This window comes from Staphylococcus sp. HMSC068G11 (genome assembly GCF_001815825.1).
Taxonomy (GTDB): Bacteria; Bacillota; Bacilli; order Staphylococcales; family Staphylococcaceae; genus Staphylococcus; species Staphylococcus epidermidis.
Map to the genome: position 1 here is coordinate 196,284 of NZ_KV822075.1, position 24,242 is coordinate 220,525.

General features: G+C 32.2%; 21 protein-coding genes. 8 read left to right on the plus strand and 13 right to left on the minus strand.

What is annotated here, in order from left to right; all coding sequences use genetic code 11:
* The first annotated feature begins 71 nt into the window (after positions 1–71).
* Together HMPREF3058_RS05895 and HMPREF3058_RS05900 are read left to right on the plus strand one after the other, a co-directional pair.
* The gene (locus HMPREF3058_RS05895; protein WP_002474855.1) at positions 72–686 is read left to right on the plus strand and encodes an undecaprenyl phosphate transporter UptA; all 615 of its coding nucleotides are present in this window, start codon (positions 72–74) and stop codon (positions 684–686) included.
* 173 nt (positions 687–859) lie between these two features.
* Positions 860–2,824 (plus strand): fructose-bisphosphatase class III, encoded by a 1,965-nt coding sequence (locus HMPREF3058_RS05900; RefSeq protein ID WP_002499540.1) that lies wholly within the window; start codon positions 860–862, stop codon positions 2,822–2,824.
* Between the two features lie 222 nt (positions 2,825–3,046).
* Here the strand turns inward: HMPREF3058_RS05900 and HMPREF3058_RS05905 are convergent, their stop codons facing one another.
* The gene (locus HMPREF3058_RS05905) at positions 3,047–4,834 is read right to left on the minus strand and encodes a cation:proton antiporter (protein ID WP_002489482.1); all 1,788 of its coding nucleotides are present in this window, start codon (positions 4,832–4,834) and stop codon (positions 3,047–3,049) included.
* Between the two features lie 347 nt (positions 4,835–5,181).
* Between HMPREF3058_RS05905 and HMPREF3058_RS05910 the strand changes: the two genes are divergently transcribed.
* Together HMPREF3058_RS05910 and HMPREF3058_RS05915 are read left to right on the plus strand one after the other, a co-directional pair.
* The gene (locus HMPREF3058_RS05910; protein WP_002491025.1) at positions 5,182–6,231 is read left to right on the plus strand and encodes a YkvI family membrane protein; all 1,050 of its coding nucleotides are present in this window, start codon (positions 5,182–5,184) and stop codon (positions 6,229–6,231) included.
* A 246-nt stretch (positions 6,232–6,477) separates the two neighbouring features.
* Positions 6,478–7,902 (plus strand): aldehyde dehydrogenase, encoded by a 1,425-nt coding sequence (locus tag HMPREF3058_RS05915; RefSeq protein ID WP_002491076.1) that lies wholly within the window; start codon positions 6,478–6,480, stop codon positions 7,900–7,902.
* A 70-nt stretch (positions 7,903–7,972) separates the two neighbouring features.
* Here HMPREF3058_RS05915 and HMPREF3058_RS05920 read toward each other — a convergent pair whose 3' ends face one another.
* A complete protein-coding gene (locus tag HMPREF3058_RS05920; RefSeq protein WP_002489507.1) occupies positions 7,973–8,920 on the minus strand; it encodes a metal ABC transporter solute-binding protein, Zn/Mn family in 948 nt (315 codons plus the stop codon).
* A gap of 166 nt (positions 8,921–9,086) precedes the next feature.
* Here HMPREF3058_RS05920 and HMPREF3058_RS05925 point away from each other — a divergent pair, with 166 nt between their 5' ends.
* On the plus strand, positions 9,087–9,368 hold the full coding sequence (locus tag HMPREF3058_RS05925) for a GNAT family N-acetyltransferase (RefSeq protein WP_002484947.1): 282 nt from the start codon (positions 9,087–9,089) through the stop codon (positions 9,366–9,368).
* Between the two features lie 261 nt (positions 9,369–9,629).
* On the plus strand, positions 9,630–10,427 hold the full coding sequence (locus tag HMPREF3058_RS05930; protein ID WP_002491092.1) for a VOC family protein: 798 nt from the start codon (positions 9,630–9,632) through the stop codon (positions 10,425–10,427).
* Between the two features lie 324 nt (positions 10,428–10,751).
* On the opposite strand, the gene HMPREF3058_RS05935 is transcribed toward HMPREF3058_RS05930, so the two are convergent.
* The 3 genes from HMPREF3058_RS05935 to HMPREF3058_RS05945 form a co-directional block, all read right to left on the minus strand.
* Positions 10,752–11,057, minus strand: coding sequence for a TM2 domain-containing protein (locus tag HMPREF3058_RS05935; protein ID WP_002458205.1), 306 nt, complete (start codon positions 11,055–11,057; stop codon positions 10,752–10,754).
* Between the two features lie 201 nt (positions 11,058–11,258).
* Positions 11,259–12,752 carry an aldehyde dehydrogenase family protein gene (locus tag HMPREF3058_RS05940; RefSeq protein ID WP_002447113.1) on the minus strand — a complete coding sequence of 498 codons (1,494 nt, stop codon included), beginning with the start codon at positions 12,750–12,752 and terminating at the stop codon, positions 11,259–11,261.
* A gap of 378 nt (positions 12,753–13,130) precedes the next feature.
* Positions 13,131–13,793 carry an NAD(P)H-dependent oxidoreductase gene (locus HMPREF3058_RS05945; RefSeq protein WP_002447111.1) on the minus strand — a complete coding sequence of 221 codons (663 nt, stop codon included), beginning with the start codon at positions 13,791–13,793 and terminating at the stop codon, positions 13,131–13,133.
* Between the two features lie 245 nt (positions 13,794–14,038).
* On the opposite strand from HMPREF3058_RS05945, the gene HMPREF3058_RS05950 reads away from it, so the two are divergent.
* A complete protein-coding gene (locus HMPREF3058_RS05950) occupies positions 14,039–15,031 on the plus strand; it encodes a D-lactate dehydrogenase (RefSeq protein WP_002486430.1) in 993 nt (330 codons plus the stop codon).
* A 188-nt stretch (positions 15,032–15,219) separates the two neighbouring features.
* Here the strand turns inward: HMPREF3058_RS05950 and HMPREF3058_RS05955 are convergent, their stop codons facing one another.
* Positions 15,220–16,029, minus strand: coding sequence for a Cof-type HAD-IIB family hydrolase (locus tag HMPREF3058_RS05955; RefSeq protein WP_002447109.1), 810 nt, complete (start codon positions 16,027–16,029; stop codon positions 15,220–15,222).
* Between the two features lie 343 nt (positions 16,030–16,372).
* A complete protein-coding gene (gene srtA, locus HMPREF3058_RS05960; RefSeq protein WP_002447108.1) occupies positions 16,373–16,984 on the minus strand; it encodes a class A sortase SrtA in 612 nt (203 codons plus the stop codon).
* Between the two features lie 172 nt (positions 16,985–17,156).
* Here srtA and HMPREF3058_RS05965 point away from each other — a divergent pair, with 172 nt between their 5' ends.
* Positions 17,157–17,651, plus strand: coding sequence for a GNAT family N-acetyltransferase (locus tag HMPREF3058_RS05965; RefSeq protein ID WP_002475106.1), 495 nt, complete (start codon positions 17,157–17,159; stop codon positions 17,649–17,651).
* 62 nt (positions 17,652–17,713) lie between these two features.
* Here HMPREF3058_RS05965 and HMPREF3058_RS12150 read toward each other — a convergent pair whose 3' ends face one another.
* The 6 genes from HMPREF3058_RS12150 to xylB all read right to left on the minus strand — a co-directional run bounded on the left by HMPREF3058_RS12150 (position 17,714) and on the right by xylB (position 23,926).
* On the minus strand, positions 17,714–17,890 hold the full coding sequence (locus HMPREF3058_RS12150) for a hypothetical protein (protein ID WP_002447106.1): 177 nt from the start codon (positions 17,888–17,890) through the stop codon (positions 17,714–17,716).
* Between the two features lie 197 nt (positions 17,891–18,087).
* Positions 18,088–18,987 carry an L-serine ammonia-lyase, iron-sulfur-dependent, subunit alpha gene (gene sdaAA / locus HMPREF3058_RS05970; protein WP_001832363.1) on the minus strand — a complete coding sequence of 300 codons (900 nt, stop codon included), beginning with the start codon at positions 18,985–18,987 and terminating at the stop codon, positions 18,088–18,090.
* A 12-nt stretch (positions 18,988–18,999) separates the two neighbouring features.
* The gene (sdaAB, locus tag HMPREF3058_RS05975) at positions 19,000–19,680 is read right to left on the minus strand and encodes an L-serine ammonia-lyase, iron-sulfur-dependent subunit beta (protein ID WP_002458212.1); all 681 of its coding nucleotides are present in this window, start codon (positions 19,678–19,680) and stop codon (positions 19,000–19,002) included.
* Between the two features lie 2 nt (positions 19,681–19,682).
* Positions 19,683–20,726 carry a PTS sugar transporter subunit IIC gene (locus HMPREF3058_RS05980; protein ID WP_002486456.1) on the minus strand — a complete coding sequence of 348 codons (1,044 nt, stop codon included), beginning with the start codon at positions 20,724–20,726 and terminating at the stop codon, positions 19,683–19,685.
* A 650-nt stretch (positions 20,727–21,376) separates the two neighbouring features.
* On the minus strand, positions 21,377–22,162 hold the full coding sequence (locus HMPREF3058_RS05985) for a hypothetical protein (protein ID WP_002491112.1): 786 nt from the start codon (positions 22,160–22,162) through the stop codon (positions 21,377–21,379).
* Between the two features lie 273 nt (positions 22,163–22,435).
* Positions 22,436–23,926: a xylulokinase gene (gene xylB / locus HMPREF3058_RS05990; RefSeq protein ID WP_002491061.1), complete on the minus strand. Its 1,491-nt coding sequence runs from the start codon at positions 23,924–23,926 to the stop codon at positions 22,436–22,438.
* Positions 23,927–24,242 lie beyond the last annotated feature (316 nt).

Here is a 24,242-nt window from a genome sequence, read left to right on the forward strand (position 1 = left end):
GTTAAAATAACTTATACTTAACATCAAGTTTACGACAACTCGATTAATTTAAAAGGAGAAACTAACGTTGTATGGAACAAATTATCACCGATTTTATTAGTAAGTGGGGTTATACAGCGATATTTATTTTAATCTTATTAGAGAACGTATTACCTGTTGTTCCGTCTGAGATTATTTTAACTTTTGCAGGCTTATTATCTGTGAAATCACACTTGTCTATATGGACATTATTAATCATAGCAACAATTGCTTCATTCATTGGTTTACTCATTTTGTATTATATTTGTAGACTTATCTCAGAAGAGAAATTATATCGTTTCGTTGATCGACATGGTAAGTGGATGAAGTTAAAAAGTAAAGATTTGAAACGGGCAAATGATTGGTTTAAAAGGTATGGTGCATGGGCTGTATTTTTATGTCGTTTTGTCCCGGTACTTCGAGTATTAATTACAATACCTGCTGGCATTAATCGGATGAACGTTATTCAGTTTACAACTTTATCGTTAATAGGTACTACAATTTGGAATTTTGCTTTAATACTTCTCGGTCGTTTGCTCAGTGACAGTTTTGACGCTTTGATGAATGGTATTCATACATATTCACGTATCATGTATGTCATTATTATTATTGCAGTCATATATTTTGTCATACGTTATTTAATGAAACGTCGTCGCAGTGTTAAATAAATGTTATGCTAAGTTTTCCGTTTCTTAACGGTTAACTTAGCTTTTTTATTAATTTTAATTTTATGATACGCAATTATTGAAAATTAATTGTTTTTTCAAGATAATCTATGTAAGCGCATTATTATAAATAATCGTATCGTTAGGTCGGAAAATATAATTAGAGGTGACTATGCATGACCCATATTACAGAAAGTGAAATGAAACAAAAATATCTAGATTTACTCTCACAAAAATTTGACAGTGCAGAAAAACTTGCTACTGAAATTATTAACTTAGAGTCAATCTTAGAATTACCTAAAGGAACTGAACATTTTGTCAGTGACCTTCATGGTGAATACGAATCTTTCCAACATGTTTTAAGAAACGGATCTGGAAATGTGCGTGCTAAAATTAATGATATCTTCAAAGATAAATTATCCAAGCAAGAAATCAACGACTTAGCAGCATTAGTATACTATCCGGAAGAAAAACTAAAATTAGTTAAAAATAATTTCGATTCAATCGGAACATTAAATATTTGGTATATTACAACCATTCAACAATTAATTGATTTAATTACATATTGCTCATCAAAATATACACGTTCAAAATTACGCAAAGCATTACCTGAACAATATGTTTATATCATTGAAGAGTTACTTTATAAGAGCAATGAATTTCATAATAAAAAGCCTTATTATGAAACACTAGTTAACCAAATTATTGAATTAGAACAATCAGATGATTTAATCATTGGCCTTTCCTATACTGTACAACGTCTTGTCGTAGACCATCTTCATGTCGTGGGCGATATCTATGATCGTGGTCCTAAACCTGATAAAATTATGGATACATTAATAAATTATCATTCTGTAGATATCCAATGGGGAAATCATGATGTATTATGGATTGGCGCCTATGCTGGTTCAAAAGTATGTCTTGCTAACCTTCTACGAATCTGTGCACGTTATGATAATTTAGATATTATCGAAGATGCATATGGAATCAATCTACGTCCTTTACTTACGCTTGCTGAAAAGTATTACGATGCTGAAAACCCAGCTTTTAAACCTAAGAAACGACCAGATAAAGACGTCAGTCTTACAAAGCGCGAAGAAAGTCAAATCACAAAAATTCATCAAGCGATTGCGATGATTCAATTTAAACTTGAAATGCCTATTATTAAGCGTCGTCCTTCTTTTGAAATGGAAGAACGCTTAGTTTTAGAAAAAATAGATTATGATAATAATGAAATCACTATATACAATAAAACTTATCCGCTTAAAGATACTTGTTTCCAAACTGTAGATCCTAATAATCCCGCTGAGTTACTAGCAGAGGAAAAAGAAGTCATGGATAAGCTATTACTTTCATTCCAACAATCTGAAAAATTAAGACGTCATATGTCTTTCCTTATGCGAAAAGGAAAATTATATCTTCCATATAATGGCAACCTTTTAATTCACGGTTGTATTCCCGTCGATGAAAATGGAGAAATGGAATCATTTGAAATTGAAGGTGAACGTTTAAGTGGTCGTGAACTACTCGATGTTTTTGAATATCATGTAAGAAAAGCTTTCGACCATAAAACATCTACCGAAGACATATCTACAGATTTAGTATGGTATCTTTGGACAGGTAAATATTCATCTTTATTTGGTAAACGTGCCATGACAACGTTTGAACGTTATTTTATAGAAGATAAAGCATCTCATAAAGAAGAGAAAAATCCTTATTATTATTTACGTGAAGATGTTGATATGATACGTAAAATGTTAAAGGATTTTGGTCTTAATCCAGATGAAGGACGTATCATAAATGGTCACACGCCTGTTAAAGAAATTGATGGTGAAGATCCAATTAAAGCTGATGGTAAAATGTTAGTCATAGATGGAGGATTTTCAAAAGCTTATCAATCAACAACTGGTATTGCCGGATATACACTTTTATATAATTCATTTGGTATGCAATTGGTCGCACATAAAGAGTTTAATAGAAAAGAAAAAGTGTTATCAATGGGGGCAGATGAATTGTCAGTGAAACGCGTTGTAGATGAAGAATTGCAACGTAAAAAAATTAGAGATACCAATATCGGTAAACAACTGCAAGATCAAATTGATATCCTCAAAATTTTAATGCACGACCGATATTTAAAATAATATTTTTAAACATATTTAGTAAGTTGAAGTATAATAACATATCTTACCTCCTAATAACTTAAATTAAAAGCGCCCGTACATACACTCATGTACAGGCGCTTAATTCATGTGCTAAAGTATGCTATGTTTTATTTTGAATAAATTAAAGGTCACGTCATTGATTATCTTTTCATAAAACAAATTAATTTTTGAAATATGACTTTTTGTAACTTACGCAACACATTATGTTAAATAAGCATTTTTTAAAATACCATAAACACCTGTTTCATGTTCAGGTATATCTCTATTACTTCGTTTAAACGTCACTTCTTTATCTTCATTGATATGATAGATTAACATATCATTTTCTGTAATTTTTTCATAATCTTCTGCTGGTACTTCAATAATATTATGTTGTGTAATAAATTGATTAAACCAACGTGGGGTATGATTTTCATCAAATAATATATGATTTCTGATTGGACCATTTAAATTGTTTCGTGCTTGCTCATCATTAAAAGATACAGGCATCATATCTACATTATTCAAGCCAAATTCAGGTACCAATTCATTAAATGCTAAACTGTTAAAGATAAACGATTGTGTCATCAAAATACATTTATTATAGCGTAATAAATCAGAATAAATTCTATCATTGCTAGATAAAAGATTACCTTTAAATACTTCGAACCCCGCTTCGTGGGCTTTTTCTGATGTGTTTTCAAATAAGTTGAACATCATGACGGGTATACCATGATCCCTTAGATTAATGCCGAGATGGAATGAAAATTCACTTTCTCCGACGATAATTACGCCTGGTGGCTCCGTACTTGCTACACCGAACAGTTTACTTAAAGGTGTAAAACCAAATCCATAAATGACTACAGTGATAAATACAAGACCAAAGGTTACTGGTGTAATATATTGAGCCATAGGAATTTTATCGTCCATAAATAAACTTGAGAAGAATTGTGCCACTGTTAAAACCACAATACCTCTGGGAGCCATTAGTGCTACTACTGCACGTTCCTTTTTAGTTATTTCAGTACCTAATGTTGAAAGAAGCACTGAAATTGGTCTTACTAATACAATCATTACCAAACTAAATAGTATGAGCTGCCAAGATAACACATTGAGCAATACATCTTTAGTTAGAGAAGACGTAATTAAAATAAATACAGTACTCACAAGTATAGATGATGCATTATCTATAAAGTGGTCTGATTCCTTAAAGATGAGATCGTGACGTTTTTTACGCGCCATCATTAAGCCAAAAATTGTTACAGCTAGTAAGCCTGATTCTGATAATATCTCATCGCAGATACTAAATGTTAAAAGAATAAATACAAACTGAATGGGTGGCATTAAACTTTGAGGAATTTTATCTTGACCTATAAGCCAATTAAATAGAAAGGCTGCACCAAAACCTATTAAAATTGCAGCTAAGAGTTTCAAGATAAAGAGAATAATAACGACAAAGCCTATCCCTTCCTCAAAAATCTGGAATACATAAAATGCAGTGAGTGCAATAATAGGTCCAATAGGATCTAAGATAATACTTTCCCATCTTAATACTGAATCGACATTTCTTTTTACTTTCGCTTGCTTTAATAAAGGTTGAATCACAGTTGGACCAGTGATTAGAAATAGTCCTCCGATAACAAATGAAATAGACAGAGGGAAATTCATAGTGACATGTAAAGCAATCGCTCCTAAAATCCACGCAATCCCTGCACCTATTGTAATAATTCTTATAACAGCTTTAGAAATGCCTTTTAATTCTCTAAAATCTAAATTACTACTACCTTCAAATAAAATAATTGCTACAGCAAGAGATACAATTGAACTAAATGCCTCAGGTCCAAGTGCCTCTTTTGGGTTTGCTAATCCAAAAATAGGTCCTACAAGTAAACCTACGATGGCCATGACAACAATCGATGGCCATTTTATTCTACTCGCTAACCATTGACTAAAAATGCCTAGTGCTAAGAACAACACAATCGTTAGCATCACGGGCAAGTCCAATGACATATTAAACACCTTCTTTATTTCCAATTCGATTTATATACTTAATATTGACCTATACTACCAAAAATGATTTGCAATTGCATTATGATTTGCTTAAAGATAATGTAAACATTTAAATGAAATATATGGATTTAAGTTAGATGGCACTTGAATATGCGCACTTATCTGTCATCTTATTTAATCATACCACACTTAAACGTACACCCTATTTATACAACAGTACATATGTGGCGAACTTTACTGTTTATTTTTTCAGTAAAATCATCTAAAATAGATTAATGTAATTTTTAAAATTTTTGTAAGAAAAATTAATCTAACTTGGATAGCGCTTGAAGGGATTTGTTTATTAAATGAACAATGTTAAAGAATCCATCATTGTTGCCTTCGCCTTTGTAGGCGTAGTAGTTGGAGCAGGATTTGCAACAGGTCAGGAAATTTTTCAATTCTTCACTAGTCATGGTATTTACAGTATTGGCGGTATTTTTATTACTGGACTTATCATAACTCTTGGAGGAATATTCGTATTAAATACTGGCTTTCGTCTTAGATCTCAAAACCACTCCGAATCTATTCGATATTATTTACATCCAACAATAGCTAAATTATTTGATATTATACTTACGGTATTTTTATTTTCTCTAGCAATTATTATGACAGCCGGCGGAGCATCGACCATAAATGAAAGTTTTGGCTTACCTTTTTGGTTAAGTTCTCTCACTTTAGTGATACTTATTTTGTTAACATTATTTCTAAAGTTCGATCGTCTCATCGCTGTTTTAGGAGGAGTAACACCATTTCTTGTGGCAGTCGTAGTAATGATTGCAGTGTATTACTTTATTACCGGTGATTTAAACTTTAGTGACGCCAGTCAATATTCAAATCAAAATAAGTCGATTTCACCTGGTTGGTGGTTTGACGCAATTAATTATGCTAGCTTACAAATTGCTGCTGCATTTAGCTTTTTAACTGTAATGGGTGGGAAGCTAAGGTATCAATCGTCCACAATTTATGGTGGACTTATCGGTGGTATTATTGTCACTTTACTATTACTTTTGATTAATTTTGGTCTTGTTACAGAATTTAATCAAATTAAAGAAGCAGCATTACCATCATTGCTACTTGCTAAGCAGATTTCTCCATCCATTGGTATTATCATGTCTGTCATTATGGTTTTAGTCATATACAATACAGTAGTCGGTTTAATGTACGCCTTTGCATCACGATTTAGTCGACCGTTTACGAAACGCTATTATATTCTTATAGTTATGATGGCGATAATAACATTTGCTTGTACTTTTGTGGGATTCATTTCTCTCATTGGTAAAGTATTCCCTATCATGGGACTTTTTGGTTTTATCTTATTAATTCCTGTGATATACAAAGGAATTTTACGAAAATAATAATCTTAGCCTAGGACAAATTGTCTTAGGCTTTTATATTATCAATAAGGTAAAGAGTTAAACACATACTAAACAAATTTTAATTCTATTAGCACTTCCTGTGTAAGTTAACCAATCTATTTAAACACTATTTACCTTCTTAATGGTTGCTCATTTTCTTGAAGTTCAGGAGAATTTTAATATAAATAACGCAATTTAAATTTAAAACTGATTTTTCAGGGAATACTTCTAATGGAGGTGTTTAACATGACAAACCAATTATTTATTAACAATGAATTTATAGAAAGTCAGTCTAAAGAAACAATGGATGTCATTAATCCAGCTACTGGCGAGGCATTTGATACTATCACTCTTGCAACTGAAGAGGAAGTAAACGACGCAATTGAAAAATCTCAACAAGCACAACTTGAATGGGAGCGCGTGCCTCAACCTACACGTGCAGAACATGTTAAATTACTTATACCTTTATTAGAAAAAAATCGCGATGAAATAGCTCAATTATACGTAAAAGAACAAGGTAAAACTTTATCGCAAGCTTATGGAGAAATTGACAAATCAATCTCATTTATCGATTATATGACAAGTCTGAGTATGTCAGATAAAGGACGTGTTCTACAAAATAGTATTGCAAATGAAACGATTCAAATTATCAACAAACCTATCGGAGTTACTGCTGGTATTGTGCCATGGAACGCACCGATACTTGTCCTTATGCGAAAAGTCATTCCAGCTATTGTAACTGGTTGTTCAGTAGTGATTAAACCTAGTGAAGAGACAACGTTACTCACTCTTCGATTAGCTGAATTATTCAGAGCATCAACTATACCAGCAGGTTTGATTCAAATTGTTCCTGGCACTGGAGAAACAGTAGGTACACAATTAGCTTCGCATAAAGACATTCAACTTATTTCTTTAACTGGAAGTATGAGAGCTGGTAAATCTGTTTACGAAAATGCTGCTCAAACTGTAAAGAAAGTAAATTTAGAATTAGGTGGAAATGCTCCAGTCATTGTCACATCAAATGCCGATTTAGATAAAGCAGTTGACTATATTGTGACAGCCCGTATAAATAATGCAGGTCAAGTTTGTACGTGCCCTGAACGTATCTTTGTGCATGAAGATGTTCACGATGACTTTTTAAATAAAGTAACTTCCAAAATGAAAAGCTTAACTGTTGGAGATTCATTTGATGAAAACACCGATTACGGCGCAATTATTAACCAAAAGCAACTTGATAGTATTCATGAAAAGGTTCAAGATGCTATTAAAAATGGTGCAACATTGATGACTGGTGGACATCAATTAAAACGCCATGGTTTCTTCTACGCACCAACGGTATTAGATAACGTTAGAAAAGACGATAGTGTCTTTAAAGATGAAATTTTTGGTCCTGTTCTTGCGATAACAACATACCGTAATTTTGAACAAGTGATTGAAGACGCTAATGATACAAACGCTGGCTTATCTTCTTATATCTTCTCTGAAAATTTAACAGAAGTAATGACAGCAACCGAACGTCTAAAATTTGGTGAAGTATATGCAAATTGTGAGGCTGAAGAAGTCGTTAATGGCTATCACGCAGGTTGGCGTGAATCAGGCTTAGGTGGCGCTGACGGTATTCACGGTTTTGAAGAATACTATAATACCACAGTAAGTTATATCAGATACTAATATAATCATTATCATATAACTAACGGGATGGGTTTAACGTTTTATTTAGAACGTTAAACCCACCCCGTTTTTAATTATTGAGTGCGCGATTTAATACGTGAATGTTCTTTTTCATTAATGATTGGTATGAAATTGAATCATCATTTTGCTCCTCTTTAGTCAATACAGCTAAATTATGAAAACTTAATGGTTTCGTATCTGTTTCTTTCTTAATAACATCTGTAATTTTGGAGGTAATATTTTGTTCATATAAAACATAAGGCGCGTGTGAATGCTGTATATCTTTAACGATATTCAAAATCTCTTTTTGACTAGGTTCTTCATCATTCATACCTTTAACACCTTGTTGTTTAAAACCATAACGATGCGCTAAATATCCTAGCGAATCGTGTGATATCACAACTTTATCTCTTTTAGAATGCTTCGTTATTGATTGTAGCTGTTGATCAATATGCACAATATCTTTATTTACTATTTTATAATTTTTATTGTAATAAGCTTGATGTTTAGGGTCTTTCTCTATTAATTTCTCTTTAATCATGAAAGCGAATTTTTGATTTAGAACAGGATCTAACCAAACATGAGGATCTTGATTCGATTCTTCATGATGTGAATGATGCTCATGATCTTCATCATGGTCTTTAGAGTGAATAAAATCACTTTGTTTGAGTCCTTCGGCAAGCGCTAATTTCATACTATTATTGGTCATCGAATTCGTAATCTTTGCAGCGACAGGATCTAATTGATGACTTGAATAGACAAACAGATCACTTTTGGCAATATCAATCATATCTTTTTGTGTTGGTTCATATGAGTGTAAATCAGCACCAGCAGGATAGATTGATTGCGCGTCAACATATTTTCCACCAATCTGTTGTGTCAAACTTTGAAATGCGTATACAGTCGTGTATACTTTCATTTTATTCTTGTCATTAATACTTTCGCGTTTACGATGATCAAAGCTACTGCATCCGCTTAACATTAAAATGATGATTGACACTATAATTAATTTCTTCAATATAAGTGCTCCCTACTATGACCAATTTATACGCTTATCACTATATCCGTTACATTATAAAAAAGCAATAGTTATCAATATAAATGTAAACTGTAAACCAATTATGTTTGAAAACGTCAAAGCGTGATAAATATAACTATATACTATTTTAAAGGAGTGAACGTCGATGGCTGCAGAAATTAAACAAGGCGATCATAAATTCTATGTAGGTGATGACGAAAATAACCCAAAAGCTGTTATTACATTTAAAGAGGTTGATAACAATGAGATAGACATAGATCATACTGGAGTTTCTGATGAACTCGGTGGACAAGGTCTAGGTAAAAAATTAGTTAATCGTGTTGTTGAACATGCACGAGAAAACAATCTAAAAATTATCGCTTCTTGTCCATTCGCAAAAAACGTATTAGAAAAAGATGATCATGCACAAGATGTTTATTTAGGATAGTTTATGTGAATGTACTCATATCAATTTGAGATATACGTCGTTCGCTTATTTCACCGAAAATTTATAGCAGTTGACTAAATATGCAATACGTTTATCAAATGGGCACACATATAGTTAACTATGTAAGGGTAGGACTAATTTCAAAATAATTTAGTTCTACTCTTTTATTTAGATTTTATATTAGTTCAATATATTAGCTATTTTAGTATCTTTTAAGTATATTAATTATACTTATTTTAAAATTGAAAGGAACACGAAACGATGACAAATTTTCATTCTATAGATGCTACACAAGTAACAAACGTCACTTTAAATGTTAAAGATTTAAATAAATTAACTGATTTCTATTCTAATGTATTAGGTTTTTCTATTGAAAAACAAACGAATCAACAGACCGTATTCAACATCGGAAATCTTGGTTATACTTTAACTTTAAATGAACTCAACAATGGTCGACAACCGGAATTTAGAGAAGCAGGTTTATTCCATGTTGCTTATCTTTTACCGACTCGTAGCGATTTAGCAGACTTCCTTTATCATGCTAACAATCACAACATCGCAATGGGTGGCGGAGATCACCTTGTCAGTGAAGCGCTATATTTCGCTGATCCTGAAGGTAATGGTATTGAAGTCTATCATGATCGTCCTTCAGAAGACTGGGTATGGCGAGACGGTTTTGTCAAAATGGATACATTGGAAGTTGATGTCAATGATTTAATGGCTCAACGCTCAAACGAAAGTTGGCAAGGTTGGCCGGAAGAAGGAAAAATCGGCCATTTACATCTCAAAACCCACAATTTAGAATCAGCTTATGAATTTTATGTTGAAAAGCTAGGGTTCGAACATATATCTAATTTCCCACAAGCACTATTTATGTCTACTCAAAAGTATCATCATCATATAGCTACAAATACTTGGCAGTCAAATAAGATTAGAACTCAAAATGAACAAACTTATGGTTTATGTCACTTTGACATATATCAACCTAATGCAAATAGTAGTCATGTTACTTCACCTGAAGGCTTTGACATTACAATTCATGGTAACAAAACAAAATAACGATGATAACTTATCGTAGTTGATACACGCCTTATTTTGAATAAGCTATCCAAGTTACCGACAACTTGCTCTGCCCGTGGAATTTCTCCGTAAAATTCTCTTTGTTAAGGCCACGAACCCCAACTTTCCTAGTCCGTTGAATTTCAACATGTACTTCGTCTTTATGGGATTTGTTGAAAGTGTTTGATATAAGGTAGATGTAATTTCTAGTGTTTTGTCTATATATTAAGAAAACCTGAGACAAGATTGATGTGTACTATACCTCACAATGTTAGAATTTAGTCTAACTTTGTGTTGCACTCAATGTCTCAGGTTTTTATAATTTTATTTATTTTTCATTAATTTTACTTCGCTTAATGCTTGCTGACGTATTCTTTCTTCATCTTCTCTAACCCAGTTTGGAATTAAAAAAGCATCAATAATAGCCCAAATTAATGTAGGAATTCCAAAAGTAAACCAAACAGTTAATAATGTTAAGACTAATAATCCAACTCCACTTCCTACTTTACCATGATAAAATCTATGTGCTCCAAATCCTCCTAAAAAAAACCAAAGTACATAAGATACAGCAGTAGATTTTCCACGATTCGTTACTTGTTGTTCAATATAACTTTTTTCTTCTAAATTCATAAAATCCCTCACAACATTTTCATATTTAAAATTATTGTACCATACAAAATATAAAAACAAATATTAATTTATTATTTTTCACCAGATAAATAAATTTTTGTGTAATACTCAAAAATATTTTCTGCTTTTAATTGAAGTAAAATTTCAACAAAAAAACAGGATGCACGCATACGCATGCATCCTGTAAAGTGCCTCTTTTTATTAATATAAACCTTTAGTTTGGTTGCTTGTATCAATAAAGATATTTTTAACTTGTTGATAGTTTTTGATAGCATCTTTATATACTTCGCGCCCAATACCTGATTTTTTATATCCTCCGAATGGCGCACCTGCAGGAATTTGATTATAAGTGTTAATCCAAATACGACCTGTTCTCATAGCTTTAGCTACATTTAATGCACGATTTAAATTTGTAGTAAAGATACCTCCAGCTAAACCATACTCAGAATCATTTGCAATTTCGATAGCTTCTTGCTCATCATCGAATTTTTCAACTACTACAACTGGACCAAAGATTTCTTCTTGAGCAAGTTGATGTTTATTATCGTTAATCTCAATAATTGTAGGCTCAAAGAAGTAACCTTTGTCTAAGCCGTTGTCTGTGATTCGATGACCACCAGTTAAGATGTTAGCTTTGTCATCTTCTTCAGCAATTTTTATATAACTTTCAATTTTATCTAATTGTTCTGGTCCAGTTTGCGCACTCATTTTAGTATCTTCATCAAATGGATCGCCAACTTTAATATTTTCAAATGCTTCTTTCAATTTTGGCAATAATTCATCGTAAATAGATGATTGTACTAATAATCTTGAACCTGCACTACATACTTCACCTTGGTTAAATAATATACCAAGTTGAACACCTTCAATCACTTGCTCTAAATTAGCGTCATCAAAGATAATATTAGCACTTTTACCACCTAATTCTAATGTTGTAGGAACGATACGTTCAGCACCTGCTTGTGCCACACCGTAACCCACGTCAGTAGAACCTGTAAATGATAATTTGTCTACACCTTCATGATGGAAAATAGCGTCTCCTGATTCAGACCCTTTACCAGTCAAGACATTAACTACTCCTTTAGGAAGAACTTCTTGGAAAATTTTAGCAAGTTCAATTAATGATAAAGGCGTTGATGATGATGGTTGAATTACTACTGTATTACCTGCTGCTAAAGCTGGTCCTAATTTCCATGATGCTAATAAAATTGGGAAGTTCCATGCTACTACTGCACCAACAACCCCAACAGGTTCATTAACAACTAAACTCATTGTATTTTGATCAATTTCATTAACTGAACCTTCGTCAGTTGTTAAAACGCTAGCAAAATACTTAAATTGATTGGCTGCTTGTGGTACATCAATTGTTGATGTTTCGCGATAGGGTTTACCATTTTGCAGTGATTCAACTGTTGCTAAATGTTCAGTTTTCTCATGAATACGTCGACTAATTTCTAATAAATAATCTGCACGTTCTTCTTTAGAAATCTTACTCCAACTATCAAATGCATCATGAGCTGCCTGAACAGCTTTATCCACATCTTTTTTACCAGCGCGTGCAACTTTAGCTAAATCTTCACCATTAGCTGGATTAGAAACAGTTAATGTTTCCCCACTATCACTAGCTTGGAATTCATTGTTAATAAACAAGCCGTAACTTTCATCTATATAATTTCTTACGTTAATATTTGTCATTAAAACCCATCCTTTTTTAGTGATATTTGAAGTAATCGCTTATCCCTAATAAAATGTAAGCGTTTACTCAATGTAACACTTATTTTAACCTCTTTTGTAAATAATGCAAAATTATCTGTTTGCATCATCAATAAAAGTGACTATGTTTGTGTTGTACCCGCTTCGCGTCACATTATTCAACGTATAAAAAATTTATTATATTCAAAAAACAACCTGAGGCTTCAAGTAGAAGTCTCAGGTTGTTTATATATTTATTATTGATAACTCACTTAATTTTATATTCATATAATCGTACTTGATTAAAGTTCTCACTATCAGGAGTAAACTATAGTATTTAACATAAACCTATGCTATACCTTGTGGTTTCATAAAATTTCTTTATTCAATCCAACTAATGATGTCGTCTTCATTTTGTCTAACTTTGCCGTGTTTAGGCTCTTGTGCTCTGTAACCAAAGCCTACCATAACTGAAATACCAAATTGTTCTGTATCTAAAACACCCTCATCAGAAAGAATTTCAGTCACTTTGTCTAAATCAAATCCTTCAATTGGACATGAGTCGATACCTAGTAATGCAGCACTTGTCATCATGTTTGCTAACGCAATATATGTTTGTTTACTCGCCCAATCATACAATGTTCGTTCATTATCGGCGATATGGAAACTTTCTTGGAAATCATCAAATTTATTTTCAACAGCTGGAATTGTACTTTCTTCATATTTTTTAACACCACGAAGTAAATGTTGCACGTATTCTGTATGAGCCGTCACATTCTTACGGGCAAAAATTAATACAAAGTGACTTGCTGTATCAAGTTGCTTTTGTGCTCCCCAACTATAGGCTTTCAATTTTTCTCTCAATTCTTTATTTTGAACCACTACAAAGTGCCAAGGTTCTAAACCTAGTGAACTTGGAGATAATCTACCTGTTTCTAAAATCGTATTAAAATCTTCATCACTAATTTTTTTCGCAGGGTCAAATTCTTTTGTCGCATGTCTAAAATGGAATGCATCAACAATCGTTTGATTCATTTGATTCATAATCATACCTTCCTCTCTTTACTTCTGTTGATACAAATTATATACGACTTCAAAGTGTAACTAAAGTAATTGATTTCTAATCTCTTCAGCTCACTTATATAGTTAGTATAATTTAGAAATTTAAAAGACCTATGAAATAACTTGTTTAGTGAATTAAATCACATATAATAAAAAAATCATAAGTACTGACTTGTGAATGTTTTTACTATTCATTAATTCTAAATTTTAGAAATGAGGTAATTTTAATGACAAAAATTATGTTTTTCGGTACAAGAGCATATGAAAAGGACATGGCATTACGTTGGGGAAAGAAAAATAATATCGATGTTACTACATCAACAGAACTTTTAAGTGTAGATACAGTCGATCAATTAAAAGATTATGACGGTGTGACAACAATGCAGTTCGGTAAATTAGAACCTGAAGTTTACCCTAAATTAGAGTCTTATGGTATTAAACAAATTGCACAACGTACGGCTGGATTTGATATGTATGACTTAGAACTTGCAAAAAAACATGGAATTATTATCTCAAATATACCTAGTTATTCACCTGAAACAATTGCTGAATATTCGGTATCTATCGCTCTGCAACTCGTACGAAAATTCCCAACAATTGAAAAACGTGTGCAAGCACATAATTTCACGTGGGCGTCCCCTATTATGTCTCGTCCAGTAAAAAACATGACCGTAGCAATCATCGGTACAGGACGTATTGGTGCTGCAACAGGTAAAATCTATGCTGGTTTTGGTGCGAAAGTAGTTGGTTATGATGCATACCCTAATCATTCTTTATCTTTCTTAGAATATAAAGAAACAATAGAGGATGCAATTAAAGATGCTGATATTATCTCATTACATGTACCCGCTAATAAAGATAGTTTTCATTTATTTGATAACAATATGTTTAAAAAAGTAAAAAAAGGTGCCGTTTTAGTTAATGCAGCAAGAGGAGCTGTGATTAACACACCTGATTTAATTGAAGCAGTCAATAATGGTACATTATCAGGTGCTGCCATTGACACATATGAAAATGAAGCTAATTATTTCACATTTGATTGGTCAAATCAAACGATTGATGACCCAATATTATTAGACCTAATTAGAAATGAAAACATTTTAGTTACACCTCATATTGCCTTTTTCTCTGATGAAGCAGTACAAAATTTAGTCGAGGGTGGTTTGAATGCAGCATTATCAGTAATTAAAACTGGCACATGTGATACGCGATTAAACTAATACGTATAAAGTCAGTAATCACTGTAGTCAATATATTATTTATCATTATTTCGATTTACTTAGCCTATACCATTACATTACAATATCACTTTTTATTAATGTGAATAAAATAATAAACAGTTTACTTTTCTAATAAAAAATGGTTAAGCGTCTGTACATGTTAATGTTTCAGACATTTAACCATTTTATTATTTATTGGAATAACCGAGAACAACATTTTCGATTGTTGATAGTACACCTTGTTCATCATTGGAAGGTGCCACATGACTTGCTATATTAAATAATGATTGATCTTCACTATTAGCCATGACATAACTATGTTCGGCGAGTTCCAACATATCTTTATCGTTATTTGCATCTCCAAATGCCATTAAATGTGAAGCAGACATTTGCCATTCTTTTAATAATCTAGACAAAGCTTGACCCTTAGTCATATTTGGCATAATAACATCTATACTATCTCTGCCACTTGATACTAGTTTAATATCATCTTTAAACTTAAGAGCTAATTTCTCATCTAAGTCTGGATGAGTCTGACGATTAATATTGAAAGCAATTTTCACATAATCATCGTCAGGTAATGTTTGTAAGGAGTCAATCTCTATGAGTTGGTGATAATATGTACGTGCATCTTGCTTAAATGCTTCGCTTGTCTCTTTTAAAATATATGCACTTTTCACACCACAAATAATCAAATTGTTTATCTTTTGATTCAAATTTAAATAATTTACAACTTTTTGAAAAATATACTGATCAAAACTTCGATAATTGTAAAGTTGATTACCTTTATAGATGACTGCTCCATTTTCAGATATAAAGAACATTTCCCTATCTCCAAAAATTGATTTTAGCTTTGCAAATTGATTCCCACTCGCAGCTATAAATTTGATATTTTTATCTATTAATTCTTTAAAAATAGTTTCAAAACGATTTCTATCAAACTGTTTATTTGAGTCAAGAAATGTTCCATCCATATCTACCGCAATGGCTTTAATCATCGTTAAGCCCCCTATCTATAGATTAAAATTCATAATCATTATATAGCTGTTGGATTTGGGATTGAAGCAATATCAAATATAGTGAAAAAATATTCATATATTGAAATTGTTTTCAACATAAAAAATAATTACCTTTGTCATTCACACTATCGCTTAATATATAAGATAAATCTCTTATTTTCATTTATATAACTTGAATCGACATATTAAAAAGAGCCAAGGACAATCACTTTGTCCTTAACTCTCTAATCAATAAGTTATTAAAATTCATTTTAACAAAGCTTCTTCTCGAAGCAGAACATAATTCATACAGTTTATTACGTATCTTTCACTTATAAGAATATTAGTTAATTTGTGTAGCTATAAATATTTTCCTTGTTTCCCAAACACCCGTTTCTTCATTATAGTCATCACAAGTAATTAATGTTAATTGATTTTTCTTATTAGGATGTTCGTCTAATACCTTAACCTCTGTAGGTTTAACATCACGTATTTTAGTTATTTTATACTTTCTAGTTTGATTTCCAGTTTTAAAATACACTTTACTACCGATTTTTGCTGATTTTAAATTTGTAAATTGATAGTGCGGACGATCAGTAAACGTATGACCAGCAATTGAAATGTTCTGTTGATTAAGAGATTCGTCACCTTCTGCAAAACTTACACCTCTATTGAGTTGTTCTGGCGTTGCTGGACCAGGGTATACAGGTTCTTTTATTTGCGCATCTGGAACTTCTATATAACCAGCCATTTTAGATTTATCGGAAGGTATCTTTGGCGTCGATTTAGATGTCTTTGTCTGTTCTTTTTCCTTTTTATCATAATTTTCAATTTTATGATCGTTATCTTTTTCATGAAGATAATTATCGATATATGGCTTTGAGAATAAATAAATAGCTAAAATGATTAACAATACTCCTATTAAGGTGATTAATCTATTCATCCACTGCTTCATTTATGTTACTCCTTTATATTTATTTCGCAAATTATATAATTTTAGTTTAGTATAGCATTAAATTAAAAATTCAACATTACATGGTGTGATATCTGAACTAGATGAGAATGCCTGAAGATGATGCATTGTCTATTGAATAAAAATAATAATTTTAAAGATTTGAGGGATTGAGATGATTAGATTTGCACGACTAGAGGATCTTCAAGATATTTTGACAATTTATAATGATGCTATCCTTAATACAACAGCTGTTTATACGTATAAGCCACAACAATTAGATGAACGTCTTCAATGGTATCAATCTAAAGCAAAAATAAACGAACCTATATGGGTTTATGAAAAAGAAGGGAAAGTGGTTGGTTTTGCCACTTATGGTTCCTTTAGACAATGGCCGGCCTATTTATATACTATTGAACATTCAATATATGTTCATCAACAGTACAGAGGACTAGGTATCGCTTCTCAATTATTAGAGAATTTAATTCATTACGCTAAAGAACAAGGTTATCGCACCATTGTTGCCGGGATTGATGCATCGAACATGGACAGTATCGCATTACATAAAAAGTTTGACTTCTCACATGCAGGTACAATTAAAAATGTAGGTTATAAGTTTAATCGATGGCTCGATTTATCATTTTATCAATATGATTTATCCGATTCATAAGAAAGTGTGGAGTTATTATTAAATAAGTTAATCCAAAAAGATACTCTTTATTTTTTATTTCTTCAGTCTTCTTTTTTATCTTCAATAACAAAACGAATGTAATAGAATATAAAAACAATTATCATGCTCAATGATAATGATTTAAATAGCAAGTTGGGCCATGTTCCCTCGATGGTCCATAAATAAGTTATCGTCGTGTTAATGATGAATGCGATGAAGATCAAAAATAATCTCAGCATTTCATCAACCCCTTTTTAGCTATTTTATGTTGTTGTCAGAAAATTTGCAATATATAAAACGCCTATAATCATATGATTAAAGGCGTTCTTAATATAAGAACTTTATCTTTTATAATTTTTTCTTTATTTTTAACATCTTTTACTACTAAAAATGCTCAAGCTTTATAATTTATAAAGCCTGAGCATTTAAATATTAATTATTTATTTTTAACCATGTTGTCTGCTTCGCCGAATATTTTACGTTTGATTTCTTCGCCAGTAGGTGTACCTGCTAAACCACCTAATCCTGTTTCTCTTAATGATGCAGGTAAATTACGACCTACTCTATCCATAGCACCTATGACTTCATCAACTGGAATTTGACTTTCAACTCCAGCTAGTGCAAGGTCTGCAGATATTAATGCATTTCCTGAACCAATAGCATTACGCATTACACATGGAATTTCAACTAAACCAGCAACTGGATCGCAAACTAAGCCTAATAAGTTACTAATTGCCAATGCCATGGCATGTCCTGATTGTTCAGGTGACCCGTTAAAAATTGATACTGCAGCAGCTGCAGCCATTGCAGATGCCGAACCCACTTCGGCTTGACAACCACCAGTTGCACCGGCAACGCTCGCGTTGTTTGCAACTACTCGCCCGAATAAAGCTGATGTGAATAGAAAATCTATCATTTGATCTTCAGTGATATTATGAGTTTTTTCTAATTTAAATATTACGCCGGGAATCGTTCCCGAGGAACCAGCTGTCGGAGTAGCACAAATAATACCCATTGCTGCATTAACTTCGTTCGTTGCAACTGCACCTTTGACTGCATCAATCATTTCATGACCTGATAATGCATGATTATTCTCGTTGTAATCTCGAAGTTTAGCAGCGTCATGTCCTGTATAACCTGTCACACTTTCCACACCGTCGCCAGTCGTACCTTTTTCAACCGCCTCACGCATAACGTTTAAGTTTTGTCTCATTAAATCACGCACTTCTTCGCGAGATTTACCTTCTCTTTCCATTTCATCATTAATCATCATATCAGCAAAACTGATGTTATTTTCAACTGAATAATCTATTGTCTCTCTAATTGAATCAAACATGTTAATCCCCCTCTATTTGATATAGGAAACGTTTAAATCACTATGTTTATCTTTAATAATATTTAATGCTGATTCTGAGATTGCTTTATTTAAAGGAAATACAACTAAACCTTCATTATCATTTGTTTTTATTAATTCTTCACCTAGGTCTAAGTTCATATCTGATAAATCATTAATAAGATGATTTATTTTAGCTTTATTCATATTTCCATCTATAACTAACATTGGAAGCCCATGATTCAGTTCCACATCTAAACCATTTACATTGATACCTTTTAGTTTGATTGTACCGCCACCAATAGAAATACCTATCACTTCTATATAACGACCGTCTTTCGTATTTGCTTTGATATAAGCACAGTTAGGATGTTGACCAATACTTTCTCCTTCATCTTCAATAATATCAATTGTAATATTTTCATCTTTTGCTATGTCTAAGGATGATTTAATTCTACTATCGAAAGTGCTGTAGCCCATAGCACCTCCGACAATAGCAACGTCTGTACCATGCCCTTGATGCGTTTTAGCAAAAGATTCATAATAACGAATTTCTATATGCTTAGGCATATCTCCTAACACAGCTCTCGCTGAATTACCAATTTTTACTGCACCTGCTGTATGAGAACTTGAAGGTCCCATCATTACTGGTCCAATAATATCGAAAGCACTTTGATAATCATAGCTTTTAGCCATCATTAAACACTCTCCTTAACCTGGTTTTTTCTACGTGGTAACTTGAATCCGACATTCATCAAGTTAAATTTATTAATAATAGCACTAATAACATACGCTAATATCACACTTGCAATTGCTACTGCGATAATTGTAATTGTAGATCTTACAGCATCGTTAAAGCCATAAAGTACAATAGCACCTGCTATAGGTGTTGCCATACCTTTAATATCAATAACTAGTCCACTGTATGTGACAATACAAGCATTTACAACACCAATAATGGCATTCGCACCAAACAGTTGTAGCGGATATTTGGCAATTAAGTCAATTTGAGTTAACGGCTCTACAAATACCGCGAAGGCATTACCTTTATTACCAATTTTTAATTTGCTAAATAAGATTCCATTAACAAAAGATGCTCCTGTACATGTTAACGCACCAATTGCCATTGGAATACCAGTTAAACCTAATAAGCTTGTAAGTACCATTGAGCTTAATGGCGTCATACCAGTTACAGGAATAACAAGTCCTAAAATGACTGCTAATGCATATGGGTTGTTATCACCTACTGAAGTGATTGCACTACCAATTTGTTTAAGTACTGCAATAACCCCTGGAGAAATTAAGTTTGCAAGACCAAATGTAACTGCTGGAGCCAATAAAATAACAACAATTAAATCTAGTCCCTCTGGAACTTTTTTCTCAACAAACTTGATTCCAAATGCAACAACATACGCTGCGATAAACGCAGGTAATAATTTTGAGTCATGTAATACTAAACCTACAATGACTGCAAATACTGGAGACACTTCTAACTTTAGACAAGTTAATATACCAACAGCTATACCACTTAAACTCCCTGCTAAATCACCAATTTCTTGGAAAAATTTAACATGGAATACGCCACCAATTGCGTAACTTAAGAACGCCTGTGGTAAAAACGTGGCACAAGCAGCCCCTGATAAAGCTTGTAAACCTTGTTTACCATATGGCGCAAAATTTAAGAAAAGCGTCATGATAATAAGAACGAGTACTAAAGTCCCTACTCCTAAAATAATATCCATTTCCCCAAAACCTTCTTTCTTTATTTTTAGGCCATAGTTATCGTACACCCTAAAGAAAGCGATTTCAACAATTTATTGAACACAATTAAGTCTATATTGTGATTTAATTCACAAAAATGTTTTAATAGTCTTTCTAAAACATTTATATACACGAATTTTATATTTTAAGATGGTTTCAAATTACTTTTTTAGTTAATTGGTTTTATTTATCTACTTCAAATACTGTAAAAGTAAAATGTAATCACAATAATTCAATATTTTGTCAATGCATAACTAAGATGACTCCATGTATTCTAACGCTAAAAGTCATATTTGTAAAAAATTAGTCACAATTAAAAAAGGAGCGGAACTGAATTCATCTAAGAATTTTATGTCCCGCTCTATCGCTCTTATTGACTGAGTTTATAAAAAACTTAATGAACCAAAAATTTCATTTCAATCAATGATTGCGAAAAGATTGAGAATCTACACGTAATTTTATGGTATAGATTCTAAGCAATATGAATGTTTATGTTAAATAATGTGTTTTAATGACTTAATATCAAATAAATGAAACGAATTTTATCATACTTTAACCTTCTTATAACTTACCTTTCTTACCTTTTATGGTGGTGCTCGACATCTCACTATCAAATATTTTAAGTGTCCATTTAATCTTTTGTATGGCATTGCGAATAAAAATAATATTGACTCAATGAATATTCTTGTCTCGCGAGATGTTCAGGTAATTGAAATATAAGTAAAAAAAGCTTTTGTATATGGAAAATAAGATCATTCAAAGACGGTATCATGAAGGTATTTGAGATTTCGAGATATTGGAAATCTCTATGCCATGCGTGGATGCTATATTGTAATGGATATAAATGGTCTTGCTGTTCGTGATAGTTTAAATCAACCTTTATGATATAGTTTGGTAGTTTTATTTCGAAAGAATTATTCTTTAGAGAAACAGGAACTTGGCATTTGGTAATTTCGTTGATTAATTTTTGTAATAGACAAATTAAAATATCATTGTCTTTGTCAGAGCTTTGAGGTGGTGTAATTTCTTTACGAATAGAATGCTGATCTAAGGGGAATTTGAGTTTTAAACAATGTTTTTGAGGCCGTAACTTTAGACTTTTCATTCTAGAATAAGCACTCAAAATTAAATGTATTTGCTGACGTGAATAAAAATGCAGGAAACTTAATTGTTCATTATTAATTGGGGTCGGAATTTCATCCTTTAAATGAATATAACAATTGTCTACGCGATTCTTAGGCTTCATAATTTTACTTCCTCGCAATGTTTTTCGAAGTTGATGAATCGGTGGAATAGATATTTGATGCTCTTCAATTATCATTAATAAGTTATAATAATCTATTTCATTCAAGTAGGCAAACGTTCTTGGCGTAACATATTGTAACTTTTCATATAATTCTTGTTTTGAAATAAACATAGTATCATCCTCTCGATGCTTATATAGTCTTGAGTGCTCAAATCTTAAAAATGATATCTATATTAAACGTATAATTTAAATCAATGTCAATATTCATTTTAATAATTAAATTTTTACTTATCATTTTTAGTAGACAGTTTTTCAATTTTTGAACTTTTCTACGACGAAATTGTATGTACTGTTGATAAATATAATTATTTTTTCATTTTCTTATAATTGACTATAATAAAAAGACTCATCGCCATTAAAAGTGAGCGATAAGTCTTTAATATTTTAATTCGTTATCGTTAACAAATCAGCAGTAAGCTGTTTCGTTTGTTTATATATAGCTTCATAAACTGAATAGTATTGTTCATAAAGGTCATGATTTTCATAATTCGGCTCAAACACCTCGTCTACTTTAATAAATGCCTCTACACAAGACTCAATTGTTTTAAACCATCCTAGACCGTATGCTGCTAAAATTGCCGCTCCCATGCTTGGGCCTTCTTCATGCTTCAATCTTTTTATTTGCACATTAAAAATATCAGCTTGAAGTTGTAACCAAAATCTACTCTTAGCCCCACCACCGATTGAAGTGATAGAGTTCATTTCATGACCAGCTCGTCTCATAATCTTTATAGAATCATATAAAGAATACGTTATGCCTTCGATTACTGCTCTCGCAAAGTCAGCTTTAGTATGTTGCCCACTGATACCTATAAAACTTCCACGTATTTGAGCATCACCATGTGGCGTACGTTCTCCAGCTAAGTAAGGTGTAAATAGTAGTCCATTGGCACCTATCTTTGAAGATGCAGCTAAATTTAAAATCCCTTCAAAAGAATCATTTTCAAAAAAAGTTTGTTTTAACCAGTTTAAACTATAGCCTGCTGCCAACGTTACTCCCATTGCGTAATAAGTGTCTGGAACACTATGATTAAATAAGTGTAAATTACTATCATATGAAGTCACACGTTGGTATTCAACATTTAATACAACACCTGAAGTACCTATGCTACATAATGCACTTTTATCATGAATGACACCAGCACCAATTGCACCACATGCATTATCGCCACCCCCAGCATATACAGCAACATCACTAGATAATCCTAATTCATTAGCCAGTGATTCAGTCACATTTCCAACATATGAATGTGATTGTACTAAGGGTGGGTAGATATCACCAATGTTAAATGTATCTCCAACATCTCTTGTCCATTCATAATTCTCAGGATTGAATAATAATGTACTACATGCATCACTATATTCCATATGAATTGTCTGAGTTAAGCAATAACGTAAATAATCTTTAGGCAACATAAAAACATCAACTCGACTCCAAATTTCAGGTTCATGTTGTTGTACCCATAACATTTTGGGAAGTGTAAATCCTTCTAATATCGGATTATAATTCAATCTTTCACCATATATATCTTCAATTTGTCTGCATTGTATTGAATTTCTAGTATCATTCCATAAAATCGCTTTTCTCAAAGGAATGCCGTTATCATCAACTATGACCAACCCATGCATTTGACCAGAAAAAGAAATCCCCTTTACTATCTTATCTAACATTTCTGTTGATTGAATTAATTCTTTTATCCCTTTCTTAGTAGCCTCAAACCATTCATTAGGGTCTTGTTCGCTATAACCAGGATGCTCTTGGTATAATTTTAATGTTTCACTTACTGATTCAATGACATTTCCTAATTGATCAACAGCAATAATTTTTATTGCGCTTGTGCCTAAATCAATTCCTAGAACTACTTCTTTCACCATCGTTCACCCTTTGTTTAAAATGTTAATTAATTATAAATATATCATAAATAGTTAGACTGAGAATTAAAACATAAAATTAAAAAGTATCCATTAAACAAAAAGGGGTTGGAGAAGAATTCGTGTTAAATTTCGTCCTCGTCGTGCAACTGGCTTAATCTGTTCGATCTTTCTATAATCCCTTTTAATTGAGCCTTTGATATTATTTAAACAGTTATAAAATTTAAAGATTCCCTCTTTATAAGTGAAGAAAGTCTGCGACATTATTTCATGTCACAGACTCTTATTCCTACGATTAGTCAAGTACTTATAATTAAAA

What these genes read in the sequence shown, in the direction of transcription:
- HMPREF3058_RS05895 (WP_002474855.1), top strand. Translation starts at nt 72, where the DNA reads ATGGAACAAATTATCACCGATTTTATTAGTAAGTGGGGTTATACAGCG.
- HMPREF3058_RS05900 (WP_002499540.1), top strand. Translation starts at nt 860, where the DNA reads ATGACCCATATTACAGAAAGTGAAATGAAACAAAAATATCTAGATTTA.
- HMPREF3058_RS05905 (WP_002489482.1), bottom strand. Translation starts at nt 4,834, where the DNA reads ATGTCATTGGACTTGCCCGTGATGCTAACGATTGTGTTGTTCTTAGCA.
- HMPREF3058_RS05910 (WP_002491025.1), top strand. Translation starts at nt 5,182, where the DNA reads ATGAACAATGTTAAAGAATCCATCATTGTTGCCTTCGCCTTTGTAGGC.
- HMPREF3058_RS05915 (WP_002491076.1), top strand. Translation starts at nt 6,478, where the DNA reads ATGACAAACCAATTATTTATTAACAATGAATTTATAGAAAGTCAGTCT.
- HMPREF3058_RS05925 (WP_002484947.1), top strand. Translation starts at nt 9,087, where the DNA reads ATGGCTGCAGAAATTAAACAAGGCGATCATAAATTCTATGTAGGTGAT.
- HMPREF3058_RS05930 (WP_002491092.1), top strand. Translation starts at nt 9,630, where the DNA reads ATGACAAATTTTCATTCTATAGATGCTACACAAGTAACAAACGTCACT.
- HMPREF3058_RS05935 (WP_002458205.1), bottom strand. Translation starts at nt 11,057, where the DNA reads ATGAATTTAGAAGAAAAAAGTTATATTGAACAACAAGTAACGAATCGT.
- HMPREF3058_RS05940 (WP_002447113.1), bottom strand. Translation starts at nt 12,752, where the DNA reads ATGACAAATATTAACGTAAGAAATTATATAGATGAAAGTTACGGCTTG.
- HMPREF3058_RS05945 (WP_002447111.1), bottom strand. Translation starts at nt 13,793, where the DNA reads ATGAATCAAATGAATCAAACGATTGTTGATGCATTCCATTTTAGACAT.
- HMPREF3058_RS05950 (WP_002486430.1), top strand. Translation starts at nt 14,039, where the DNA reads ATGACAAAAATTATGTTTTTCGGTACAAGAGCATATGAAAAGGACATG.
- HMPREF3058_RS05955 (WP_002447109.1), bottom strand. Translation starts at nt 16,029, where the DNA reads ATGATTAAAGCCATTGCGGTAGATATGGATGGAACATTTCTTGACTCA.
- srtA (WP_002447108.1), bottom strand. Translation starts at nt 16,984, where the DNA reads ATGAAGCAGTGGATGAATAGATTAATCACCTTAATAGGAGTATTGTTA.
- HMPREF3058_RS05965 (WP_002475106.1), top strand. Translation starts at nt 17,157, where the DNA reads ATGATTAGATTTGCACGACTAGAGGATCTTCAAGATATTTTGACAATT.
- HMPREF3058_RS12150 (WP_002447106.1), bottom strand. Translation starts at nt 17,890, where the DNA reads ATGCTGAGATTATTTTTGATCTTCATCGCATTCATCATTAACACGACG.
- sdaAA (WP_001832363.1), bottom strand. Translation starts at nt 18,987, where the DNA reads ATGTTTGATTCAATTAGAGAGACAATAGATTATTCAGTTGAAAATAAC.
- sdaAB (WP_002458212.1), bottom strand. Translation starts at nt 19,680, where the DNA reads ATGGCTAAAAGCTATGATTATCAAAGTGCTTTCGATATTATTGGACCA.
- HMPREF3058_RS05980 (WP_002486456.1), bottom strand. Translation starts at nt 20,726, where the DNA reads ATGGATATTATTTTAGGAGTAGGGACTTTAGTACTCGTTCTTATTATC.
- HMPREF3058_RS05985 (WP_002491112.1), bottom strand. Translation starts at nt 22,162, where the DNA reads ATGTTTATTTCAAAACAAGAATTATATGAAAAGTTACAATATGTTACG.
- xylB (WP_002491061.1), bottom strand. Translation starts at nt 23,926, where the DNA reads ATGGTGAAAGAAGTAGTTCTAGGAATTGATTTAGGCACAAGCGCAATA.